Genomic DNA, 25,500 nt, shown 5'->3' with positions numbered 1-25,500 from the left:
TTCTCAATTGAGCTTAACCCATATTTACCGGTTTGCTGGTAATTGCCTTAACTAAAATAATAGCCTTGCCCGCCCTATAAGTACTTTAAATTTATTCTGACCCCAAAGGCAGCATTTTAGCTAAGATAATAGTGCCGGTTTAGGCTTAAAATAAATAATATAGTATTTTGTGAATTTATAAATTCTCGGTCCGGCTATGCTGAATAAATATGTTTTTTGCTGCACTTTATTCTTTTTCCTGACTTATAGCGGTCGGGCTCAAAGTAAATTAGCCAGATCTAAGCAACGAAGCCATTATACCTATATTTTTCAGGTAAATACCCAGGAAGCCCGGCAAATAAATGCTAAAGGACCTTTTGTAGTAAACCAAACTTTCTTCCACACCCTTATCGATTCTTTTGCGGTAAACACAAATTATAATAAAATATTACCCCAGGGTCACTACTTGTTTGTGCACAGCAACGGCCCGGATTTAGATTATAAGCTCCAAACTTACTCGGCTCTATCTACTAAAATATTAGTCGCCAAGCCCGGTTTAGACATTTTGGTACACGACACGCTGGGCAACCTGGTTACTGATGCCCAGGTACAACTCAGAAACAAGAAAGCCCGCTTTGAGCCGCTTACCCAAACTTACCGGTTTAACAAAGCGCCTAAAAAAGGTTTGCTTGCCGTACAGCACAAGAATTTTACTTTATTTGAATATTTAGAAACTGAAGATAATTATACTGCCCAGACCAGTTTTATAAAAAAGATGGTCTGGCTACCGCCGGTAAGTTATATCTGGCGGCCTTTTTATGATTCTTACCGTACCATTAAATGGCACCACCCCCAAGGGTATATCAGAAGTTTGTTTTCTTTATTTAGCAGCCAATATCGCAAAAACCGGATGCATCTATACCCAAGTTTCCTGGTTACTAATAAACCTAAATACCAGCCCGGCGATACCGTTAAATACAAAGCTTTAATTTTAAAAAATAATGGCAAACCAGTACGGGGCAATGCACTGCTGCAATTAAATAATTATGGCAAGCTAAAAAATATAGATACCGTGCAGCCTTTTAGGAGCGGAGCTTACGCGGGCTATTTTGTTTTAAATGATAGCTTAAAACTACAACTCGACCGCACGTACACGTTGAGTTTGCGCAAACCCGGCAAACGTTCGCATACTTATGTTAATGGTACTTTCTCTTTTGAAGATTACGAACTAAAGGAAAACGACTATAGCCTGACCTTAAAGCAGAAAGAACACGTTTGGGGGCAAGAGAATAGCTTAATGGTGCGGGGCACCAATGCTAGTGGTTTAAATTTGCTGAATGCCCGCGTGGAGGTAGCCGTAATTACCCGGAAGGTTGGGTTAAGCACGGAGCCGGTCTTGTTTGTACCCGATACGTTGTGGGTGCATCAGCAACCTTTAGATGCCGTAGGTGCAACTACCATTAATATTCCGGCCTCGGTTTTTCCAAAAGCCTCGCTAGATTATACTGTAAAGGCAACTTTCCTGGACGCCAGCAACGAACGCAGCACCCAAAGTATAAATGGGAGTTATATTTATCAGGAAAGCCATTTAAAGTTAACCTTGCTGCAAGATAGTTTGTGGGTGCAGTACCTGGAAAATGGCCAGGAAAAACCAAAGTTGGCAAAATTAACAGCGTTTACTCCTGATTATGATGATTTTGGCTCACTTAAACTAGCATTGCCGGCGCGGGTACCTTTAAACCCTTATGCTGCGGGTTACGATGTTACGGCTGGAGATTTGACCGCTGATCTGGATTTATCGGAAAAAGAAGCTTTGATCTCGCTTGATGCAGCACGTACGCCTGATTCGGTGACCTTTGCACTCCAGAATCCGCGGCGGCTGCTGTACTGGTATTATGTTTACCGCGGCGAAAAATTAGTAGCCAGTGGTAGCGGGAGAGAATCTTATTTTACTTTGCAAAAACCGGCTACAACAGAGCAGCCTTACTTTGTAAACGTACAGTACCTTTGGGCCGGCGAAGTGCACCAGTTAAACCAGGATGTTCCTCTACGTAAGCATTTATTAACCATAAACCTGGAGGCACCGGCCGTAATTTACCCGGGCCAAACCGCTAACCTGAAAGTGGCGGTCAAAAATGCCGCCGGCAAACCAGTACCCAACGTAGATTTAACAGCGTATGCTATTACCTCTAAATTTAAAAATCAGGTTATTCCCAGTATACCGGGCTGGGATAAGTATAAAAAGCAAAAGCCTTACCGCAAGCTTTTAAAAGAAGATAATAGCCTAAGCGGTAAAACTTCATTAGATGGCGCTTACTGGCCTCGTCGGATGGGACTGGATAGTATTACTTTTTACAACTTTTTGTACCCCTCAGGCGGTACGTTTAAAGAATATAGCCTTACCCAAAACAAGATAACGCAGGTGTCGCCGTTTGTAGTAAAAGCCGGCAAAGTAGTGCCGGTACATGTGGTATACCTAGATGAAGTGCCGGTTTACGTTTCCTGGACAGATGTTTTGCCCGCTTACGCTTTTGCCGCCGATAGTGGTTTCCATACGATTAAATTACGCACCGCCGATAAATTAATTACCCTCGATAGTTTATACCTGCAACACCAGCATAAACTTATTATTAGCGTGGATATTACCGACCAGAATAATTTGTTGGCGAAAGCCGCAGAAAAAGGCCGGTTAAGCCCTTACGAGCAAAATACTATTTCCCGCTATTTGCTCCAGGTAGAACAAAATACCAACGATGCTCCGGCTTACTTACAACAGGGCAACCGAATTCAGTTACTGCAGAAAAACCGGCCTGAACGGCTAAGCTATTACACTCCCAAACATACCCAAATAATTACCGCCGGGCCTTTTAGTCCGGACTGGTTGCAGTATGTTCGCTTCAATAGTTTTACAACTAACTTCCGGTTAGAGCCAGGTTACCTTTATTCTTTTGCGCCCGATTTGCTTAAAATGAAAGAATGGAAACTCCCGGCAAAACCAATTACACTTTCTTTGTACAACCATTGGGGGCCACAGGCCGCATTGTTGCAGCAGGAGGTACTAACCGATCAGAAAATTCAGAAAGATTGGGAAGCCGCACAATATAAACAATGGCTGGCCCGGTTATACGCGGTTAATAATATTCCTTCCCACCCGCAAAGTACGGGTAAAGTAGGCTGGCGTTTAACACCAGCTGTTAAAGAACCGGTAAACCTGGTGCTTTTACAGCCAGCTGATTATCCCGATTCGCTTTTGATTTATGCGCCGGAAAGCACTGTTTTATATAACCTCCAACCGGCCAACTACATTTTAACCTTAAGCTTTAAGAATGGCAGTTTTGCTACCAAACCTGTAAGAGTAAAGGCAAATAACCAAACGCAGGTGTTCTTTAATATGCCCGATGTTGCAGCACCAACCAGCCCAAATAAGTACCTGTTGCAGGTAATAAATAAAAAAATAGCCCAGCTTAAAAAAGCAGATAAAGATAAGGTGCAGAAGCAGCAACAGCAACTCCAAACGGCCAGAGAAATACCTTTCATTTTTACCGATGGCTCGGAGTTATACAACCATTTGGTTACTGGTGTGGTAACCGATGCTGCGGGAGGAGAGGCTTTGCCGGGGGTAACGGTGCAGGTAAAGGGAACTAAAATTGGCACCCATACAGATTCTGGCGGCGGTTTTAAACTATATGTACCCAGCGAAGGCGTACTGGAAGTTAGTTTTATTGGTTATATTAACACCGAAGTAAATATAAATAAACGCGATTTTGTTACTATAAAGCTCGCCCCCGATGCTAAAATGCTTCAGGAAGTGGTGGTAGGCTATGGCGTTCAAAAGAAAATGAGCCTGACCGCTTCTACTTCTACCGTATTGCAAGGACGTGTGGCCGGGGTAAATATACGGGGCCTAAACAGTGTAAAAGCCGAGGATGCCAGGCCGCTGGTGATAGTTGATGGTATGCTATACAGCGGCGAGCTATCGGCCTTGGCCGGAATATTATCGACGAAAACCTTAAAAGGCGCTGCCGCCACCGCCTTATACGGTGCGGCTGGAGCTGCCGGAGTAATTATTATTACCACTAAAAATGGTAAGTCTTTAGCTTCGGAATCCTTGTTCGCGTCGGCTAATACTATCCGGAATAATTTTTCGGATTATGCTTTCTGGCAACCACGCCTTCTGACCGATCATAAAGGAGAGGCCAGTTTTAAAGCTACCTTCCCTGATGATATTACCCAATGGAATACCTCTGTAATAGCAGTAGATTATAAAAAAAATAGTGGCTTTTTTAATACCCAGATAAAAGCCTTTAAGGCTGTTATGGCTACCCTGCACCTGCCGCGGTTTTTGGTAGAAGGCGACCAGACACAGGTTGTTGGCCAGGCTTTAAATTATTTAACCGATTCTACTACCGTAACTACTAAATTTGAGCTGGCCGGTAAGCCCCTAAAAGTAAGAAATAAAGCGCTGCAAAGAAGTTTTACCGATACCCTACAGATAACGGCTCCTACGGCTGCGGCTACAGATTCTTTAGCAGTACTCTTTAGCTTAAAACAGCAAAATGGAATGGAAGACGGCGAAAGGCGGTATGTGCAGATTTACCCCAAAGGAGTAGAAGAAAATATCGGGCAGTTTCTGGCGCTCACTTCCGACACCACCTTTACCCTGCATTTTGATCCAACAAAAGGCCCGGTTAGGCTGCAAACCCAAAGTGATTTATTACAGGTAATGCTCGACGAAATAAATTACCTGCATCAGTATCCCTATTGGTGTACCGAGCAGGCGGCGTCTAAACTAAAAGGTTTGCTACTGGAAAAACAAATTCGTGTAAAATTAGGGCAGCCGTTTGCGCATGATCTGTTGATTAAAAAACTAATCCACCATTTAGAAAAAGCCCAATTAAAAGAGGGTGCCTGGACTTGGTGGCAAAACGGACCCGCGTACACCTGGATTTCGGGCCACGTAACCGAAGCTTTAGTGATGGCCAGGAATGCCAGGTACCCGGTGCAACATCAGGAGCAGAAATTAATTGATTACCTGGTTTACGTTTTAGAAAAAGGGAATTATTACGATAAGTTAACTGCCCTGGAAACCTTGTACCTTTTACAAGCCAAAGTAGATTATAACCGCTATTTAAGTAACCTGGAAAAAAAAGTTAAACTTAACCTGGAAGAGCAACTGCGCATAACACGTATGCGGCAGCAACTTAAATTGCCGGTGCAGTTAGATACCATTCAGAAATATCAGCAACAAACTACGTTGGGTGGCATTTACCTGGGCAAGGAAAAAAATAGCTTATTTAACAACCATATTTCAAATACCTTGCTGGCCTATCAAATTTTAAAAACGGCTGGCAATCAAGAGAAAAATTTAAATCGCATAAGAACTTACCTGCTTAGCGAACGCCGCGCCGGCCATTGGCGCAATACGTACGAATCGGCCAGAATCCTGGAAGTTTTATTACCTGATTTGTTGGAAAACGCTACAGATAGAACCGGGCTGCCGGAAAATAATTTGCATTTTGCCGGACCTTTAAACTTTACGGCCAAAGAATACCGTATCGATACTACTTTTGCAGGGACTACACCGTTGCTGGTAAAAAAGAGTGGTAAGTTTCCGGTTTATTTAACAGCTTACCAAACAACCTGGAACCCAACACCGCTGGCGGTTAAAAAAGATTTTGTTGTAAGTAGCGCCTTTACTGGGTTAGGCAAAAACGCAATTTTTAAAGCCGGTACCCCGGTAGAAATGGTGGTAGCGGTAGAAGTAAAAGCCGATGCCGAGTATGTAATGATTACTGTACCTATTCCGGCCAGTTGTTCTTATGAGGCAAAAGCAGGAAGCGAAGCATACGAAGTACACCGGGAGTATTATAAAAACAAAGTAAACATCTTTTGCGACCAATTGCCCAAAGGGAAATACACGTATAAGGTAAAACTCCTGCCCCGATATTCCGGCTCGTATACCCTAAACCCAGCTAAAGCAGAACTCATGTATTTCCCTACTTTTTTTGGCCGCACCGACATAAAACAGGTTTTGGTAAAGTAAGTAGTTACATAATGCCTTGCGCTAGAGCAGTAACTTCTGCCGGGTATATTTTTTATGCTTACCAAATCGCCATTCAATCGGAGTGGGCTCACTGGCTTTCTGAATAAACGCGGCGGCCTTCTTTTCTTTTTTTAATAAGGCTTGTCCGGCGGCTGAGTCTAATACGCTCAGGGAAGTAGAGAGCCAATCGGCAACGGTAGCGTTTTTAGCAATAATACTAACCCGGCTACGGTCGGTAAGGCCTAAACCGGTAAACGGGTTAAGAATATGGGAGTAACGCAAACCATTTATCTCTACATATTGGTACAAATCGCCGGAGGTAGCTACGCCCCGGTTCTTTAATTTTATTTTTAAACTCTGGTTTAGGTTGGTGCCGGTAGCCGGTAAAAGCTCTATTCCCCAACCCTGGCCCCCGGGCGGGGCTTGGCTAACCAGAATATTGCCGCCGCCATCTATTAAAGCCGATTTTATTTTATAGCTTTTTAAAACTTTCATGGCTTCGTCTACGGCGTAGCCCTTGCCAATAGCGCCCATATCTAGTTGCATACCCGGTACCAATAATTGGGCGGTGTGGTTCTTGAGATCGAGCTGTACATGTTGGTAGCCCACTGCCGCCTTGGCTGCTGCCAGCGCCGCTGCTGGTGGAAGTTCGTGCTGGCGCCGCGCGCGACGCCACAACTGCACCAGCGGGCCCACGGTAACATCAAAAGCGCTGTTGGTTGCCGCCGAAATTTGCAACGACTTGTGCAGGAGGTACCACAAATCCGGGCTTAGTTTAACTACCTGTCCGGTACCGGCCGTAGCCGATAAGCGGCTAAGTTCGCTATGGGGGAGGTAATCACTTAAAATCTGGTTTAATTCGGCTACACGGCTAAACGCGGCATTGGCTGCATTATTGGCGGTTTCTTCATTATCAGCATATAATATAATCCGGAAGGTAGTGCCCATGTGGGGCTGGGCGTACGCATAGCGTTGGGGTGTGCCGCCCCCGGCAAAGAGCGGGAAAAACGAAAGTAGAAGAACAAAAAGTAGAGGAAACTTCAATATATTGTTAAGATGCGTACTGGTACTAATAATAGATAGACCATTTGCCTGTATTTTATTCTGATTAATTACAAAGGCGTATATCTTTTATCGGATTACATTATAAAGCTAAAAGGAGCCTAATAAATATTGGGGCGTTTATCTCTGTAACAGAAACAAACGCCCCAATAACACTTTCTAATAGTTAGTAAACCCTAGATTACTTTGGTAACGCCAGGCGTAGGAATCGGATAAAAGCCGTTCGCATCGGGTTTGGTTGGCGTTTCGGCATCCCAGGCAAATGTTTTCGGCATCAGGCTCAGGTCGGAGTTAAGGGCATCGTCCCATTTCACTACCTGACCAGAATAAGTTGCCATGCGGCCCATAATGGCGGTCATGGTACTCTTAGCCGCAATCTCGGCGTTGTTATATGGTTTATTTCCCCGGATAGCGGCAAATAAAATATCGTGCTCGGTTTGGTACGGATTCGGATCGTCTTTGCCGCGGTGGTTATAAATAACATTGCCTTTCAGGTCGGTAATAATGCCCTTGCCATCGCCGGAGAGGGTAGCCCGGCCTTTGGAGCCCGAGAAAGTTTCTTCTACGCGGTTCATGGTATTGGGTATGTGGCGGCACTGGCTATTCAGGATGGTGCCATCGGCGTAAGTAAACTCAACAAAGTGGTGGTCGTAAATTTCGCCGTGGTCTTTACCGTTACGTACCTGCCGGCCGCCCATACCCTGGGCACTTACCGGATAGCCGCCTTTTACCCAGTTTACTACGTCTATGTTATGAATGTGCTGTTCATTGATGTGGTCGCCGCAGAGCCAGTTAAAGTAATACCAGTTACGCATTTGGTATTCCATTTCGGTTTGGCCGGCTTGCCGCGGACGGACCCAAACGCCCGCATTGTGCCAATAAGCCTGGGCGCCCACAATATCGCCAATCGCACCGTCGTTCAGGCGTTTAATGGTTTCGAGGTAAGCATTTTGGTAGCGGCGTTGCAGCCCCATAACCACTTTCAGGTTTTTCTTTTTGGCTTCTTCAGCGGCCGCCAGTACCTGGCGAACCCCTGGCGCATCGGTGGCAACCGGTTTTTCTAAAAATACGTGCTTGCCGGCTTTTACGGCTTCTTCAAAATGCATGGGCCGGAAACCAGGTGGCGTAGTCAAAATTACAACATCGGCCAGGGCAATGGCTTTTTTGTAACCGTCAAAGCCGGTAAATTTATTTTTCTCCGGTACATCTACCCGGCCTTTATCGCCTTCAAATTTTTTGGAAATATTACTATAACTCTCGTCTAAACGGTCCCGGAAAGCATCGGCCATGGCTACCAGCTTTACACTGCCTTTGGTGCTTAATGCCTGAATAACTGCCCCGGTGCCGCGGCCTCCGCAACCTACTACAGCCAGTTTCAGGGTGTCGCTACCAGCCGCATACGCGCCCATAAAAGGCAATTGGCTGATAAAGGCTCCTCCCACCAACGCGGCCGAGCCTTTTACAAAATCGCGCCGGGTAAAGCCGGCTGGTAATAAAGAGTCTTTGTTCTCGCTCATAATCAGTACGTATTTAGGTTTTTATTTCTGGTGGATAAATTAACTTCCAAAATCTTTCATGGGCTCTGACCAATATTTAGCAATTTCTTCGGCCGATGGTTGCTTTAAGGGGCGTACTACCCGAAAACCAACAAACGGGGCATCGGTAAACCACCACTGGCTTTTGGGTATTTGCGGATCACGCTGTTTCCAGACCGGTTTAGAAAATTGCCGGGCGGCGCTGCGCAAAGCTTCGGGGTCATCGTCCCAGGATCCGCCGCGCAAAGCGTGTGGGTACAGTTGTGTAGGCTTTAACCAAGGGTTGGTAGCGGTACCTTTGGCGAATTTTGCGTAATAGTTGGCATCGTACTGATCTAAAGTCCACTCGGCTACGTTGCCGTGCATATCGTACAAGCCCCAGGCATTGGGTTTTTTGCTGCCTACTTTTTTAGTGCCCGCCTGGCTGTTGTTGTAGTGCCAGGCGTATTCATCTAGTTTGGCTTTGTCGTTGCCGAAGGCATAAGCGGTAGTAGAACCGGCCCGGCAGGCATATTCCCATTCAGCTTCGGTAGGTAAGCGGTAAAAATGGCCGGTTTTGGCCGTGAGCCACTTGCAATAAGTAAGTGCCGCAAATTGGGTCATGTTTACAGCCGGAAAACCGTTTTTGCCCATACCAAAAGTCATATCTAAATACGGGGGGCTGGGGCGCGAAACCGCATCGGCGGCGCTGGTCTTCGTCATGGAAGAAGCATTCATCGACTGTTTTTCAATTTCGCGGTACACAAAAATTTCAAATTCGTCCCAGGCTACTTCGTGCTTACCCATCCAGAAAGGCTCAATTTTTACTTTGTGCTGTGGGCCTTCGTCGGGCTTGCGGCCAGCTTCGGCGGCCGGGCTGCCCATTAAAAATTCACCGCCCTGAATAGGCAGCAACTCAAAGCCCACGTTAGTACCCGGTATTAGTTCTTTATAAGCTTTAAAATCGGCCGGGGTAGTTTGGGCAGCGGTATTTGCCGGACAAAACAGACCTATAAGCAAAACAGATAAAAAAGTAGTTAAGTAATAATTCTTTAAAAAATACATATTAACTTAAAGTTATAAAATTAATTCCATTATTCCGGGATTTTTTTAAGTTTCTGCTATAACCAAGTATAATAGCCTTCCTCTTTTTGTTAATTAATGACCCGGCAAAGTTTATGTTTTGGTTTGAAAGCTTTAAAAGTTAAACATAATAAATAAAAATAAATCTGCCTGCATGTAAGCTGGTTAAGTATTTAACAAATTTTGTTGGCCCGGTAGCGCAGTAAAATTTGTTAAATAAACAAAAACTAAAGTGCCTGATTATCTGGATTGGGGTATATTAGTCAAAACCTGCTTATTCCAAAGAATTAAATAAATCTTGTAGCCAGCCAAAAGCGTAGGTACAACTTTAAAGATCCTTTATGGAAAGTAAACCAGGCACAATCCCAGAACCATTTAACCAGCAAAATGCACCGTCTGAAAATAGAAATTTAGTGGTACCCCAAAAACCAGAAATAACAAACAACCCCAACGAAGTAGCCGGGGAAGCATGGCAAAGACAAATGGCCGAAGCTCAGGAGTACTTTGGGCCGGCACTGGCTTTGTCTTGTTTGAGTAGTATGGTCATTAATAGCAATCTGGAGATTGTGCTGGCAAACCAGGCTTTAACGGTTTTGTTGGAGTACACCGCGCAGGAGCTAATTGGTAGCAAAATAACAGCCTTTGCGCATCCCTATGCGGCAGAAGAATGGCAGGCATTAGCCAAAAAACTTATAAATGGAAAAATTCCTGCCCAGGAGCAAACCATTTGGCTGATAAAAAAAGATGGGGCGGTTATCTATTGCAAACTGGTGGTTATTCCTTTTGTGGGGCAGCAAACGGCTTGGGGGTACATAAGCCTGGAAGAAGTAGCGGAGCAAATAATTTCAACGGATAAACCCAAAGTTCACAATTCCTTATCTTCGGAAAACCAGGAAGTGGCCGAATTAAGTTCTTTTGTGGTAGAAGTAGAAGCAGGCAGGGTGCACGCTACCCCCAAACTCAACCGTATACTTGGCTTACCCGAAACCGAAGAATATGTCTCTTTAGATACTTTTTTCGGCATCATCCATCCGGCAGATCGGGCTGCTCACAAAAGCCTCATGGCCGATGCTGTTGCGCAAAAAACAGCTTATTCGGCCGAATACCGGATATTGGTTAACAACCAGCAAAAATGGCTGCGGGAAAAAGGCGAAATCCGGCTGGATGCTCCCGACAGTAAAATGCGTGTAATAGGAGTAATTCAGGATATTACGGTCAGGAAGGAAAAAGAAGAAGAATTCCGGCAAAACCAAGCCATGTTACTCGAAAGCCAGGAAATTGCCCGCATGGGTTCTTTTCAGTGGGACGAAGCAATGACCGAAGCCAAATGGTCACCAAATTTATTCCGGTTGTATGGCGTAGAACCGGATTCGGTAAAAATATCCCGCGAATATATTTTATCTATTATTCATCCGGAAGATAGAGAATGGTTTTTGGCCCATGTAACACCGGTCATGAAAAATGAGAAAGAATATTATTCTGTAGAATACCGGATTATATTGGCTAACAATGAGCTAAAACATTTGTGGGCACGAGGTCGCAAAGTGCAAGGAAAACTTACGGGTACCGTAATGGACATTACCGAACGCAAAGAATTAGAACTAAAAAATGCCCGGTTGGCCGCCCGCAACGAAGAACTCGACCACTTTGTGTATACCACGGCTCATGATTTACGCTCGCCGGTAAATAACATCGAAATGATTGTTAATTTTCTTAAAAATGAATATAAAGGTCAGGAAGAATACATTGAAAGATATTTAGATTTTTTGCAAAAATCGGTTCGCCATTTAAAAAATACCTTGCGGGATTTAACCACCATTACCGAGATACACCAGGAAGAGCAAAAAGGCTTAGTTAACTTAAACGAGCTGATAGAGGAAATAAAATCGGCACTTCACCAGGAGATAAACGAAGCAGCTGCTCAAATTAATTTACAATTAGAAATACCTTTTCTGGAAATTCCCCGCAGGCACGCGCGCAGCTTACTGTTTAACCTGGTTTCAAATGCGCTTAAATTCCGGGCAAAAGATCGGCCGCTAATTATCACCATTACCTCGGGTTTACAGAAAGATTATTTCCAATTAAGTGTTCAGGATAATGGTTTGGGCATAGGTGAAGCAGACCGGGCTAAAATATTTAAGATTTTTGGTCGGGTACACACCAATATTCCCGGCCGGGGAGTGGGTATGTACCTGGTAAAAAAAATAGTAGATTTAAATAATGGCACCATTCGTGTGGAAAGCGAAGAAGGGGTTGGTACTACTTTCCTGGTACAGTTCCCGATGCTTAAATAACCGCTAACAGCAGTACCGATGTTTTTACCACTGCCTAAATTTAAAAAATATATTTATACATTTGCATTTATCAATGGATTATAATCATGGAATTAAAACAGGTTGAGAAAATTGCAAAAGCACTGGGCGATATAAACCGGTTGAAAATTTTACAGCACATGCACCAAAACCAGGGCAAAATTGAGTGTATGGAGATTAGTAATATTCTTAATCTGGCCCAGCCTTCTATTAGCCACCACATTAAAAAATTAATTGAAGCCGATTTAATTCAGCCGCAGAAAGATGGCCGGTACTATATGTATACTTTAAACCAGGCCATCTGGCAAGATTATATTCACGTAATGCAACATTTACAGGTATAATTTTTTTTAACAATCAATCGAAACTTTTAAATATATAAATACAATTTAAAGATGTCAACGCAAAAAAAACTTTCCGATATAAATTTATCCATTCTGGATTTAGTAACCATAACCGCCAACAGTACCCCGGCCATTGCTATGAAAAATAGCCTGGATTTGGCGCAACACGCCGAAACCTGGGGTTACAAACGTTTCTGGCTCGCCGAGCACCACAACATGAAAAGCATTGCCAGCACGGCTACCGCAGTTTTAATTGGGTATATTGCAGGCGGTACTTCAAAAATAAGAGTAGGTTCGGGCGGTATTATGCTGCCCAACCACGCACCTTTAATTGTAGCCGAGCAATTTGGTACCCTCGAAACGCTTTACCCGGGCCGGATTGATTTGGGTTTGGGTCGGGCACCCGGCACCGACCAATTGACGGCTATGGCATTGCGGCGTAACCTGCACGGGTCGGTAGAAGATTTCCCGAATAACGTAGCCGAACTACAAAGTTATCTGGGGCCAGTTAATCCGGCAGCGCGCGTACGGGCCGTACCCGGCGAAGGCTTACAAATACCTATCTGGTTACTGGGTTCCAGTACGTTTAGCGCCCAATTAGCGGGTATGCTGGGCTTACCATTTGCTTTTGCCAGCCACTTTGCGCCTACTTTACTAGAATCGGCTTTAAAAATTTACCGCGATAGTTTCCGGCCTTCTGAAAGTTTAGCAGAGCCCAAAGTATTGGCTTGTGTAAACGTAGTGGCCGCCGACACCGACGAAGAGGCTCATAAACTTGCTACCTCGTTGTATTTATTTGCTTTAGGCGTAGTACGGGGTAAATCTATGCCGCTGCAAGCACCCGTAGACGATTTAGACGAATACTGGGATGGTGCCGAACAGTACGCGGTACAGCAAATGTTCCGGTATGCATTTGTGGGCGGCCCCGAAACGGTTAAGCATAAGTTGCAGGATTTCTTAGACGTGACCCAGGTAGACGAATTAATGGTCGTTTCGCATATATACGAACATACAGCCCGCCTGCGGTCTTACGAAATCTTATCGCGGTTAAAGCAAGAGCAGCAGGTAAAAGCCAGCCTGGCTAATCTGTCGTAAATTATTTAAGAAAAGCGGTTTGGGTAATAATCCAACCGCTTTTCTTAATTGTGCACCTTTTTCTTTAAACCGGTATTTACCAAACCAACCAGAGCTATATGCCTACAACTACCCTCGAAAGACGTTTAAACCTGGGCCAAGCCACGGCCATAAACATGATTGACATGGTGGGCATTGGGCCCTTTATAACCTTGCCCATGGTTATTGGCATGATGAATGGTCCGTATTTTTTGTATGCCTGGGTAGCCGGGGCGGTGCTTTCTTTTGTAGATGCTATGATCTGGAGCGAATTGGGTGCTGCCTTCCCCAAAGCCGGTGGTTCCTACAATTTCCTGAAAGAAGCTTACGGCAAAAATAGCGGGGGTAAGTTAATGAGCTTTTTGTTTGTCTGGCAAACCATGATTCAAGCCCCTTTGGTTATTGCTTCGGCAGCTATTGGGTTTGCTTCTTATTTTTCTTACCTGGTGCCTTTAAGTCCGCTGGCGGCAAAAGCGGTAAGCGGCGGCGTAGTACTTTTAATTGTATTGTTGCTTTATCGTAAAATAGAAGCTATTGGCAAAATAAGCGTTTTTTTGTGGGGCGGCGTTATTTTTACCTTGCTCTGGATTATTGGCGGCGGCCTGGCCCACGGTAATTTTAGCCAACCTATCCGGGATATGAACGAGGGCTTAACCGTAAATTATGCTTTGGTAACGGCTATTGGTTTTGCCAGTGTAAAAACCGTTTACAGTTACTTAGGTTATTATAATATTTGCCACCTGGGCGGCGAAATTATCGATCCGGCTAAAAATATTCCGCGCAGTATGTTTTTGTCTATTGCGGGGATAGCGGTTTTGTACCTGCTCATGAATATTAGCGTGGTAAGTGTAATTCCGTGGCAGCAAGCCAAAGAAAGTGCTTTTGTGGTTAGCGAGTTTATGCAGGTACTCGCCGGCGATACGGCTGCTAAAATTGTGACGGTACTTATTTTATGGGTGGCTTTCGCGTCGGTGTTTTCGGCTACGTTGGGCTATAGTCGCATACCATACGCCGCTGCCGCCGACGGTGCTTTCTTTAAAATATTTGCCACTTTACATCCCACCAAACATTTTCCGCATATATCCTTGTTGTTTTTAGGGGGCATAGGATTTGTATTTAGTTTATTGTTTAAGTTAAGCGATGTAATTAGCGCCATTTTGGCTATGCGTATTTTAGTGCAGTTTATTGGCCAGGCGTTTGGCTTATTACTTCTCCGAAAAAGCCGTACCCACACCCAGTTTCCGTATAAAATGCCTTTGTTTCCGTTGCCGGTGTTTTTAGGTATTGCACTGTGGCTCGGCATATTAATTTCCACGGGTTTAACTTTGGTACTATCCGGTTTATTTGTAATTGGCCTGGGGGTAGTAGTGTACTTTATCAAAGCCAAACTGAATAAAGAATGGCCGTTTTTAATAGAAGAATAGTTCCCTAAGTTTTTATAGTCTGCTAAGGTTTAAAGCACTTCTTCCTTTATCATTTTAGAACCTAAGCGTTACTTCTGCGCCAGAGGGCTGCTGGTTTAAATAAATATCACATTTTTCGACTGCAAAAAATATTAACTGGCTGGAGCCGTGATTGCTTCAACTGCAACCACCGGCACCGGCTGCGGTAGCGTTTCTTGCGCGGCCAGTACCGCGCCCCAGGAAAACTGCTGACAAAGGCGGCGCATATTTTCGGGCATTTGCGCCTTTATCTGAATTATTTGGCTGGTAGACGGATGCACAAACGTAAGCGTGGCGGCATGCAGCAACAGGTCCGGACTGTTTAACTCATCCAGAAACATACGGTTGTGGCGCCAGTCGCCGTGCTTTTTGTCGCCGACAATGTAGTGCCGCAGGTGGGCAAAATGTTTACGTATTTGGTGCATTCGGCCGGTTTCGGGCTTAATTTTAACCAAGCTATAGCGGGCAGTGGCGTAACGGCCCACCGGAATAGGTAATTCTACTGTGGCAAGCCGGCTAAAATGGGTAACCGCCTCCTGGGCTTCTTTGTGTTGGTGGTCTTTGTCCGGGCGAATAGGACTGTCGATGGTGCCGGTTTCCGGAGCGTACCCCCTTACAATGGCAAAATACGTTTTATCGGGCTGCCGTTCCGCAAATGCTTTTGTTAGCGGGGCAGCGGCTTCAGATGTTTTGGCAAAAAGCAATACGCCCGAGGTGCCGCGGTCTAGGCGGTGCAAGGGGTACAGGCGATAACCCAACTGATCGCGCAGTAATTGCAGGGCAAACTCTTTTTTTTCTTCGGCAATGCGGGTACGGTGTACCAACAAGCCATTGGGTTTATTAATGGCTACATATTGCGCATCGTCGTAAATAATCTCCAGCACTTTTATTCTAACTTATTATTGCTGCAAATTACAGAAATATTTTTTACCACAGCCCTAAGAACGTTTATAGTACCGCCGCCTAAGGCATTTTACCAGAAAACAAAAGAGGCTGTTTATTTATTAAACAGCCTCTTTTGTTAAAAATAGTAGCGGTAAGTTAGGCTTGTTTTACTAACTGTACTTCGCCTTGTATTTTTAATTCTTCTCCTAACATTACACCACCTGTTTCAAGGGCTGCATTGTAATTAATACCCCAATCTTTGCGGTTAATTTTACCGCTGATAGAAAAACCGGCTTTTAAGTTACCCCAAGGGTCAGTGGCCAGACCATTGTTTTCAACGGAAAGTTTGATAGGCTTGGTGGTATCTTTTATGGTTAAATTGCCATAAAGATGGAAGGTGTCTTCGTCTACTTTTTCTACTTTGGTAGAAACAAACTGCATGTTCGGATGGGCTTCTACGCCAAAAAAATCAGCATTACGCAAATGCGCATCGCGTTGTTCATTGCTAGTATCAATAGAAGCTACATCAATATTGGCAATTAATTTTGCCGCTGAAAAATCATCACCTTCGGTTTCAGCCGCTACGTCAAACTTGGTAAACTTTCCGGTAACATTGGAAATCATTAAGTGCTTAATTTTAAAGCTTAATTCACTATGCGAAAGGTCTAAAGACCATTTGGTTGCTGCCATTTTTAATCTAAGTAAATTTTATAATAGTAATAATAAATTTTGTGTATGTTATATAATATAACACTGTTATTTTTGCAAACATAATCAAGATTTCGTTCCAGACAAAGAACAAGTGGTTAAATATTTATAATTAGCCTGAAATTTTATTATTTGCTGCTTTAGCGGATATAAAAAAACGGCTTAGAGTTTTTCCTAAGCCGTTTTTTTATATTAACGTGTGTTTTAGCATTGCCAAAAAGAGCAGCGAATGTTTTTAAATAAAAAACCTGATAACACTTTGGTTATCAAGTTTCTAGTAGCCGCGACGGGAATCGAACCCATATCAAAAGTTTAGGAAACTTCTATTCTATCCATTGAACTACGCAGCCGGCTTGCTGCCAGCAACAAGTAGTACAAATTTATTTAAATATAAACCAAATACCAAAAGCCATGGTAAATTAGGCGTTTGCAGTAACACAAGCCCGGGTGGTTACGTGTATATAGCTGCTTTGTTAAACCTTACCGGTGGGGCGTAGTTTAGAAGAAGGATTAATATTATTTAAAATTAAGCCAAAGGCGTTAGTTAATTTTTGTTTTTACCGTAATAGCTACATCTAAGTAAGGATAACGCCGGCAGTAATGGGCATTTTGAATAAGCAGTTAAAAAATTTATCTCCCCAGGTTCCGGCTCCTAACAACGCCGATGATACCCAACCAGCCCTGATTTTTATTCCGGATATTAGTGGCTTTACCAAATTTGTAAACGAAACCGGTATTAGAACCAGTCGCAATTTAATTGCCGATTTGCTCGAAATAATTATTGAAGCCAATATTCTGGATATGTCTTTGTCGGAGATTCAGGGCGATGCCGTTTTGTTTTACCGGCTGGGCCCGCCGCCTACGGTACAGGAAGTAATAAACCAATGCAAGCAAATATTTGTCGATTTTCAGAATTACCTCCGGATTGTAGAGCGCGATACCGGTTCTGAGTTAGGCGCTTCTTTGTCGGATAGCCGGCTTACTTTAAAAGTGGTGGTGCATTACGGCCAGCTAAGCGTAACTCAAATCCGGGAATACATTAAGCTCATGGGCAAAGATGTAATTATTGCCCACCGCCTGCTTAAAAACGATATAGAAGGCGATGAGTACGTGTTGCTGAGCGAAGATTACCTGAAAACCCAACCCGAAGAAACCATTAAACCCAATTTTAGCTGGACGCAGTTACGTAAAGGTTCTACTTATTATGAGCACCTGGGCCAGATAGCGTACCGCTACGCTTTTTTAACGCCGTTGCGCTTGTTGGTTACCAGTAGCCGGCCCATAGAAGGTAAAAACAAATACCCCAACGTGTATGCTGCCAGCATTACCATTAAAGCGCCGGCCCGGTATATTTTGCGCATTATCAGCAATTTTAGGCTTAAACCCGCCTGGATGGTGGGCATGACCAAAGTGCACTTTGATACCACCAAAGCCAACCGGCTGGGCCTTTCGTATAAATGCGATTTAAACCGGGGCCAGATTGATATGCAAACGATTCAGAGTTTTATTGGCGAAGAGCGGATTGAGTACGTCGAGAAAATTTCTAATTTCCGGATATTTCCGAATGCCTTACTGTTTTTTTACCTGACGGTGGTAGACCGGGAGCATACCTTTGTGCAGTTAAAGTTTCATTACAACCCTACGGCCGTGGCTAGTTTCTTCCACGCATTCTTCCTGCGCCGCCGCATGAAAATATTCCTGGGCAAATCTATCCGGAACCTCAAAAGCCTCTGCGAACGCATGTACCAGGAGCATCCGCGGTAATTTCGTTAATCGTTGCTCGGATTCGGGAATTTTCATGTTCGAAATTCAATTATTAGATACATGTTATTGGGGCTGATTATTTCCCGCAAAATATTTGGGTTTAAAGCAACCCCGCTCCGGCAAGGCAATACCCTACTAACCACTAACCACTAACCACTAACCACTAACCACTAACCACTATCTTACTATCGCTACAATAAATGCCAGTACGGTTAAGATTAAACCAATCATAAAAATGGTGTACGAGATGCGCAGTAAACGGTATTTTTTACTTAATACATCGCCCAGGTAATAAATATCAGTAATCATGTTGTTGTAAAGCGTATCTTTTTCCCGCATGAGTTCGTGCATACCCGCCTGAAAGTCTTCGAGGGGGAGCTTGGTAAAATTACCGAAAAACAAAATATTTACCTTTTTGCTTTTTACCTTGTTCGGGCGAATATTAAAGCTGGTAACCTCGGGCTGCGCCGACATAATAGCCGAAACCACCGAGCCTAAGGTCGTAAGAATAAGAATGCCCACCGGCACCATTAAAATAGGGTTACGGGTAAACTCAGTACCCAACACCGATGTTTTTGCGCCCAGATATGTAATAATTACCGACAAAATAATGGCATTCAGACTTATCATCATGTTGGCTTTGTTATCGGCAATACTACTCAGCGACATATGGTTTTGGTACGTAGAGTTGAACATGGTTTCGATACCTCGTTTGGGCTGAGCCAAGGTTTCGCGTTGTTTCTTATTCTTTTTCTTCTGGTCTTTCACCAATACCTCGTGCCGGTTGCGCTGCTCCTGAATATTGGCTTTAAGCTGCTCGCCAAATTGCTGCCGGGCAGCTTCGGTTCTGAACTCCTGGCCAGATAAAAAATCGAGTTGGTACTGCGCCCACTCGGCATCGGTAAAAAATTTATTTAAAAATACTTCCCATTCTACCCGCAACAGCTCGGCATTCGAAAAAAATATTTCTTTTCCAATATTAGATATATCGGCATCGGCTAAAATTTCCTGGAGCAGGGTAGTAGTAGGTACATCGTGTTTTGTGGCCATAATGCAATCTGTTACCACCTGTATCCGATCGGCGGGGTAGCCATTATCTTCCAGGAAAGCCGTAGCAAATTCTACGCTTTTTTCTTCGTGACCCGTGTAGGTATCTACGTAGCCGGTATCATGAAACCAGGCCGCCAGTTCCAGGGCTTCCAGGTCTTCGGGGGGCAGGTTGTAGTTTTGCGCCAGACTACGCACTTCTTTGGCCGTTTCGGCGGTATGTTTGTAATTGTGGTAAACTAACTTCCGCGACAAGCGCTCCTTAAATAAAGTAAAAACATAGTTACTGGCTTGCGGTATAATTTCCTGATCTTTCATAATTGTGCTAACACAAAGGTTGGTTCTAAAGGAACCATTTAGTAAACCCGTTATGGGTTATTTTGTTAAAATAATGGTTCGGTATGCTTTCCGGGTTTTGAAACGCATTTAAAACCCGAAAGTTTGCTGAACGGCATCTTAGTACGCGCCGACCTGTTACTTTTGGAGTGCCTATTTATGCTGGTGTTGCCGGTAATATAGTTAAGTTCTATTATTTAGCGCTGCTAGCAAAACATTTAAGGTTAATCTACGTCAGATACCAGTAACTCATTTATCTGTAACCCAAATAAAATTTACCGCCTGGTGGTGCTAACTTATTACGTATTTAACGTATTAAGGCAGCGGTAGGCTTAAACCAAATGGGATATTAATTTTTATCCGTTAGAAATACCTATTACCCTATTTCCATGAAGCATCGATATCTGGTTTATTTATTATCTATAGCTCTAATATTTTTCGCCAATGCCTGCGCCCTATATAAACCTTATTACAGCAATGAGGTTGCCAACTGGAAATCTGTACAGTCGCCTGATACCAGCAAGATAAGATACACTATTTTTTTGATTGGTGATGTGGGTGCTCCCGAAAAGGAGCCGCTGGAACCCTCGCTTAAATTACTGGAATCGCAAATAAAAGCCGTTGGGGCCAACAGCGCCACCATTTTCCTGGGCGATAATATTTATTCTTATGGTTTAACCGAAGCCGGCTCGCCGGGCCGTAAAACCGACGAAGAGCGCCTGATTACCCAGCTCGACCGGTTTAAAGGCTACAAAGGCGAAAAGTATATGATTCCGGGTAACCACGATTGGGCCCAAGGCTTGCCGGGTGGCTTACGGTCGGTAATCCGGCAGGAAGTATTTGTAGAAGAGTATCTCCGCGACACCACTTTTGTATCGGGAGGGAATTTTTTTGTGCCCGATGAAGGCTGTCCCGGACCTTACGAAGTGTTTTTGCAGGAAGATATTGTATTGATAGCCTTAAACTCGCAATGGTGGCTGCAGGATGAAGAACGCCCCTATGGCGCCAATAATTATTGCGATGTAGCCGATGAGGTAGAGGTACTGGCCCAAATAGAAGATATTATTAGCCGCAACAAAGGCAAAAATATAATGGTAGTGGGGCACCATCCTATTTTTAGCAATGGTTACCACGGGGGTAGGTTTACGGTGTTAGACCACTTTTTTCCGCTTACCGCTTTAAAGCCGTGGTTGTTTCTGCCAATGCCGGTAGTGGGGTCTATTTACCCCTGGGCGCGTAAATACGGTGGCATTAGCCAGGATATTTCCCATCCCAAGTACCAGGCGTATGCCCAGGGACTTATGAATATTTTTCAGCGGTACCCCAATGTGGTGTATGCGGCCGGCCATGAGCACAGCATCCAGCATTTTGTTACCGGCAATGTAAATACCATTGTGAGCGGTTCGGGTTGTAAAATACAGCACCTGAAAAGAGGCGGCGGCGATGCGGTTTTCGGCCACGAAGCCAAAGGCTACGCCAAAGTAAATTATTACAACAACGGCGAGGTTTGGGTTGAATTTTGGGAGCCTGTAGGCGATGGTTCCAAAGGCGAAATAGTTTTCCGGACCAAAATGTACAACCAGGCAAGTGGGCAGGTGGCTCAAAGCCAAACTCAGGATAAAACCCCGGCCTTGTCTACGCGCAACTACCGCGATAGTACCATAACTTTAGCGGCCAATACCAATTACCTGGCTACAAATTTTAAAAAGTTCTTTTTAGGAGAGCATTACCGGCCTGTTTGGGCTACTCCGGTTAAAATGCCTTACCTGGATTTACGCACCGAAAAGAAAGGTTTGCGGCCGTACCGCGTGGGTGGTGGTAAACAAACTTTGTCGTTGCGCCTTCGCAACGAAGACGGCGAAGAATATACCTTACGTTCGGTAAACAAAAATCCGGCCCAGGTATTGCCCCTGCAACTCCGCGAAACCATTGCCAAAGATATTTTACAGGACCAGGTATCGGCCCAACACCCGTACGGCGCCCTGGTACTGCCCCCTTTGGCCAAGGCGGCCGGTGTTTTCCATGTTAATCCCCAGTTATTTTATGTGCCCACCGACCCGGCCTTGGGGCAATATGGGCCTTTGTTTGGCAAGACCATTGGTATACTCGAAGAAAACCCCGACGAAAATCACCAGGATGTAGCCAGTTTAGGTAATGCCCAAAATCTGGTAGGCACTGATAAAGTATTGGAGCGCAAAATTGATAACAACGACAACGAGGTAGATGAACTGGCCTTTGCCCGGGCCCGCTTGTTTGATATGCTTATTGGCGATTGGGACCGCCACGAAGGCCAGTGGCGGTGGGTAGAACGCAAAACCGATGATGGCCGTATTTTTGTTCCGGTTCCCAAAGATCGCGATGTGGCTTTCTTTAAAGTAGATGGCTTGCTGCCTTACCTCGCTACCCGCAAATGGGGAATCCGCAATTTCCAGAACTTTGGCTACGAATACAACGATTATATTGGCCTGAACCTAAGTGCGCTGGCCAACGACCGTACTTTTTTATCGCGGGTAACCAAAAAAGAATGGGTAAGCCTGGCCGAAAAACTTAAAACCGATGTAAACGATGCCGTAATTGAAGAAGCCCTGAAGCGCTTTCCCCAAGAGGTATACGCCATGTCGGCTCCCGAAATTGCGGCTAAACTTAAATCGCGCCGCGATTTATTGCCCCAACTGGCCGCCGATTATTATACGTTTCTGTCTAAAACGGTGGATGTGGCCGGTAGCAACCGAACCGAATATTTTACAGTTAAACGCCTGAACAACCAGGAAACCGAAGTAACGGTACGCAATATTAAAAAAGACGGTACCATTGGCCGTAAGTTGTATAACCGCACTTTCCAGACAAACGAAACGAAAGAAATACGGCTGTATGGCCTCGACGGAAAAGATGTTTTTGAAGTAACCGGCGAAGCCAAGCGCGGCATTTTAGTCCGGATTATTGGCGGCAGCGACCGCGACAGCATTATAGATAATTCGCGGGTAGGTGGCCTGCGCCGCAAAACACTTGTGTACGATACCCCCAACGATAATTTTTTCCAGTTTGGCCCGGAAACGAAAAACCGCACCGAAACCGCCGGCGAAGTAAATGTATATAACCGCGACGACCACCGTATTGCTTACCTGGGGCCCCGACTGGCTTTGCAGTACAACGCAGACGACCAGCTTTACCTGGGTGGTGGCCTGGTTTACCGAACCTTTGGTTTCCGGAAAGATCCTTTTGCTTCGGAACACCATTTATTAGGCAATTATGCTTTTGCTACGGGCGCTTATAACCTGCGTTACCGGGGTATTTATACCGGCTTGCTCCGGAAGTGGGATCTGGATTTTAACACCAGTATAAACGGGCCGCAATTACTCTCTAATTATTTTGGGCAAGGCAACAATACCGAAGCCAACGAAGAAAACATCCGGGATTACCGGGTGCGGTTTCACCGGTTTATTCTGGCCCCGATGCTTACCCGCAATATTTTCCACTTTCTGAAAATAGGTATTGGCCCTACTTACGATCAGTTTCAGGTAGAGCGGGAATCTACAGGTGCCCAGGCACGAGCTTTAATTGCCGCTTCCGAAACCGATGCCAGTTCTTTCCGGACAAATAAATATTTGGGCGTTAAAGCCTTCATGCATTTGGTTGCCGTAAATAACGAGGTTAACCCTACTATTGGTATTAAATGGCTGAATGAGGTATCGGTAAACCGACAGTTGAGCCAGGAACAATTAGCGTTTACCCGTGTTGCCTCGGAAGTCGTTTTTTATCTGACCCCACAGTTTCCGTTTCAGGTAACCTGGGCGGGGCGTATTGGCGGCGCACATAATTTCGGCGACTACCGGTTTTACCAGGCAAATAGCCTGGGCGGTACTACCAACTTACGTGGTTATCGTATAACCCGGTATGCCGGACGCAGTACCGTTTACGCCAATGCCGAAGCCCGATTGCAGTTATTTCGGTTTAACATGTACCTGTTTCCGGGCAAATTTGGGGTACTGGGCTTAATTGATCACGGCCGGGTATTTGCCGATAACGACACCGATAGCCGGTTATTTAGTGGGCTGCACCGGGGTATTGGGGGCGGCGTTTGGTTGGATATTTTGCGCAAAGCCGTAGTCTCGGGCACTTACACCGTTGGCGAAAAGGAAAAGCTATTTAACTTAAATTTTGGATTTTTATTTTAAAAGAATAAAAGTTGGAGCGCCGGACCGGCACGTACGAGTAAACTAGTTATTAAATAAATCAAAAGCAGTTTACCGGAAAGAAGAAAACTCAGGCTATAAAAATAATCTATACATGAAAGGTTGGGCAAAATATTTAGGGCTTTTTCTGCTGTTTTCAGGGTTTACGAGTTGGCAAGCGTGCGCCCAACCCGATACCCTAAATACCCAAAGTCATCAGCCCGACGAAAAAGAATTTGCCAATCCGTCGGTACTGGGAATGGGTAAAAGCAAAGGCATTATTATAAACTACGAGGTACTACCCGATTTTGGCATTACTTCTACCTCGCCGCAAGCCGGTATTGGTAATAAAAAAGCCGAAGTACGCCGAAATAATAAATTAGATATTAAGGCGTATGCCCCCTTGGTAAATAATCCGCATTTTAAACTAGTAGCGGGCTTTAACTATTTTTTCGAGGAGTTTAATTTTGAATATCCGTTTCCGCCGGAGTACGCTTTTTACAACAACATCGAAGACAAAAATCTAAAAACCATTAGTGGGCAACTGGTTATGTTGCGGCCCATAAACGAAAAGAATTTTTATGTTTTACGGGCTAAAGGCGAGCTCAACGGCGATTATTCTTCTAAAGAAGTGGCTATTCCGGATTATTTAAAAACCACTGTCGAGTTTTTGTACGGTTGGAAAAAGAGTCCGGCTTATTCTTACGGATTTGGGGTGCAGTTAGGGTATGCTTTGGGACGGCAGCGTATTTACCCGGCCTTTTTATACAACCGTACTTTTAATCCTAAGTGGGGCATTGAAGCTATTTTACCCGCCAATGCCGATTTGCGTTACAATGCCTCGGAGCGTTCGTTGTGGTTTGGTGGCTTTTCTGTAGATGGTGCCAGCTATAATATTAACATTAATAACCCTGAATTTGCCGGTTTCGAAACCCTGGAGTTGCGGCGCTCCGAAATACGCGGCCGTTTGCGGTGGGAACGTGAAATTTATGATTTTCTGTGGTTTGGCGCGGAGGCGGGTTACCGGTTAAATTTAAATTTTAATGTTTTTGAGAAAGATGCCAACGATGGCTTTATATTCGCTAAAAGAGAAGAGCCGCTTATCCGAAATAAATTAAAAGGAGCGGCCTTGTTTAACCTGGAAATATTTCTGGTACCGCCCCGTCGTTTTCTGAAGCAATAAAAAGCAGCTTTTTTGCTATTGATGACCAGGCTAAATACATTCAAAAAGCGGCTGTATTCGTATGAATAAACTGTGCAAAAAAAGGACCTGGTGCTTGGGCATCAGGTCCTTTTTTAATTTATGCTTAAAAATATTCCTTCTTTTCTAAGAACCTGTTTAGCGTTTCTTCAAAAGTGCTTCTGGTCGCCATTGGTGGGGTTATCACCGCCAATCTGTTAGCTTCAATCTAACTTTTTGCCGGTGAAAACAAATGGCAAAGTCAGACTTCTATGAAATTTTCAAAACGCTGGTAGGTTCTAATTATTTTTTAGGTAATGCGGCCCTACCCGTATTTAGCTGAAGGTATTATTTACAGGAATAGCTAAATATTAACTAAACGGTTCCGTGTATACCTTAATTAAATATTACCGGCCAGCAATATCTAATATTTTGGTGTTCTTTTTTAAGGTCCTTAAAACCAAAAATAATACCAGGCCAATTACAAAAATTATTTGCCAGAGTTTATCTACTTCT

14 protein-coding genes and 1 tRNA gene are annotated in these 25,500 nt (G+C 44.4%); 8 read left to right on the top strand and 7 right to left on the bottom strand.

Translation table 11 applies throughout. From position 1 onward, the window contains the following. The first annotated feature begins 196 nt into the window (after nt 1-196). Nucleotides 197-6,022, top strand: coding sequence for an alpha-2-macroglobulin family protein (locus ACO1R6_RS12300; RefSeq protein WP_486265139.1), 5,826 nt, complete (start codon nt 197-199; stop codon nt 6,020-6,022). Between the two features lie 21 nt (nt 6,023-6,043). Here ACO1R6_RS12300 and ACO1R6_RS12295 read toward each other — a convergent pair whose 3' ends face one another. From ACO1R6_RS12295 to ACO1R6_RS12285, 3 genes are all read right to left on the bottom strand, one after another. Then, nucleotides 6,044-7,066, bottom strand: a complete 1,023-nt coding sequence (locus tag ACO1R6_RS12295) for an FAD:protein FMN transferase (protein ID WP_486265137.1) — start codon at nt 7,064-7,066, stop codon at nt 6,044-6,046. 194 nt (nt 7,067-7,260) lie between these two features. Beyond that, nucleotides 7,261-8,601, bottom strand: coding sequence for a Gfo/Idh/MocA family protein (locus ACO1R6_RS12290; RefSeq protein ID WP_486265135.1), 1,341 nt, complete (start codon nt 8,599-8,601; stop codon nt 7,261-7,263). A 39-nt stretch (nt 8,602-8,640) separates the two neighbouring features. Next, nucleotides 8,641-9,663, bottom strand: coding sequence for a formylglycine-generating enzyme family protein (locus ACO1R6_RS12285; protein WP_486265134.1), 1,023 nt, complete (start codon nt 9,661-9,663; stop codon nt 8,641-8,643). A gap of 359 nt (nt 9,664-10,022) precedes the next feature. On the opposite strand from ACO1R6_RS12285, the gene ACO1R6_RS12280 reads away from it, so the two are divergent. The 4 genes from ACO1R6_RS12280 (at nt 10,023) to ACO1R6_RS12265 (ending at nt 14,874) form a co-directional block, all read left to right on the top strand. Beyond that, nucleotides 10,023-11,975, top strand: a complete 1,953-nt coding sequence (locus ACO1R6_RS12280) for a PAS domain-containing protein (RefSeq protein WP_486265132.1) — start codon at nt 10,023-10,025, stop codon at nt 11,973-11,975. 86 nt (nt 11,976-12,061) lie between these two features. After that, entirely contained in the window at nt 12,062-12,337 is a 276-nt protein-coding gene (locus ACO1R6_RS12275) for an ArsR/SmtB family transcription factor (protein ID WP_486265130.1), read from the top strand. A 51-nt stretch (nt 12,338-12,388) separates the two neighbouring features. Further along, nucleotides 12,389-13,432, top strand: coding sequence for an LLM class flavin-dependent oxidoreductase (locus ACO1R6_RS12270; RefSeq protein ID WP_486265128.1), 1,044 nt, complete (start codon nt 12,389-12,391; stop codon nt 13,430-13,432). A 98-nt stretch (nt 13,433-13,530) separates the two neighbouring features. Beyond that, a complete protein-coding gene (locus ACO1R6_RS12265; protein WP_486265126.1) occupies nt 13,531-14,874 on the top strand; it encodes an APC family permease in 1,344 nt (447 codons plus the stop codon). Nucleotides 14,875-15,005: 131 nt separating this feature from the next. On the opposite strand, the gene ACO1R6_RS12260 is transcribed toward ACO1R6_RS12265, so the two are convergent. The 3 genes from ACO1R6_RS12260 to ACO1R6_RS12250 form a co-directional block, all read right to left on the bottom strand. Then, nucleotides 15,006-15,776, bottom strand: coding sequence for a pseudouridine synthase (locus tag ACO1R6_RS12260; RefSeq protein ID WP_486265125.1), 771 nt, complete (start codon nt 15,774-15,776; stop codon nt 15,006-15,008). Between the two features lie 157 nt (nt 15,777-15,933). Next, on the bottom strand, nt 15,934-16,467 hold the full coding sequence (locus tag ACO1R6_RS12255; protein ID WP_486265123.1) for a YceI family protein: 534 nt from the start codon (nt 16,465-16,467) through the stop codon (nt 15,934-15,936). A 296-nt stretch (nt 16,468-16,763) separates the two neighbouring features. Continuing rightward, nucleotides 16,764-16,835, bottom strand: a tRNA-Arg gene (locus ACO1R6_RS12250). Nucleotides 16,836-17,085: 250 nt separating this feature from the next. Here ACO1R6_RS12250 and ACO1R6_RS12245 point away from each other — a divergent pair. Further along, complete coding sequence (locus ACO1R6_RS12245) at nt 17,086-18,249, top strand: DUF2652 domain-containing protein (protein WP_486265122.1); 1,164 nt, start codon at nt 17,086-17,088, stop codon at nt 18,247-18,249. 177 nt (nt 18,250-18,426) lie between these two features. Here ACO1R6_RS12245 and ACO1R6_RS12240 read toward each other — a convergent pair whose 3' ends face one another. Continuing rightward, entirely contained in the window at nt 18,427-19,614 is a 1,188-nt protein-coding gene (locus ACO1R6_RS12240; protein ID WP_486265120.1) for a Pycsar system effector family protein, read from the bottom strand. Nucleotides 19,615-20,021: 407 nt separating this feature from the next. Here ACO1R6_RS12240 and ACO1R6_RS12235 point away from each other — a divergent pair, with 407 nt between their 5' ends. Together ACO1R6_RS12235 and ACO1R6_RS12230 are read left to right on the top strand one after the other, a co-directional pair. Then, nucleotides 20,022-23,807 carry a metallophosphoesterase gene (locus tag ACO1R6_RS12235; protein WP_486265118.1) on the top strand — a complete coding sequence of 1,262 codons (3,786 nt, stop codon included), beginning with the start codon at nt 20,022-20,024 and terminating at the stop codon, nt 23,805-23,807. A gap of 112 nt (nt 23,808-23,919) precedes the next feature. Further along, on the top strand, nt 23,920-24,987 hold the full coding sequence (locus ACO1R6_RS12230; RefSeq protein WP_486265116.1) for a DUF6268 family outer membrane beta-barrel protein: 1,068 nt from the start codon (nt 23,920-23,922) through the stop codon (nt 24,985-24,987). Nucleotides 24,988-25,500: the final 513 nt, after the last annotated feature.

The sequence above is a fragment of the Adhaeribacter sp. genome, from assembly GCF_057359045.1.
The sequence above is the reverse complement of the archived record's forward strand: the minus strand, read 5'-3'. Positions and strand labels throughout refer to the sequence as shown.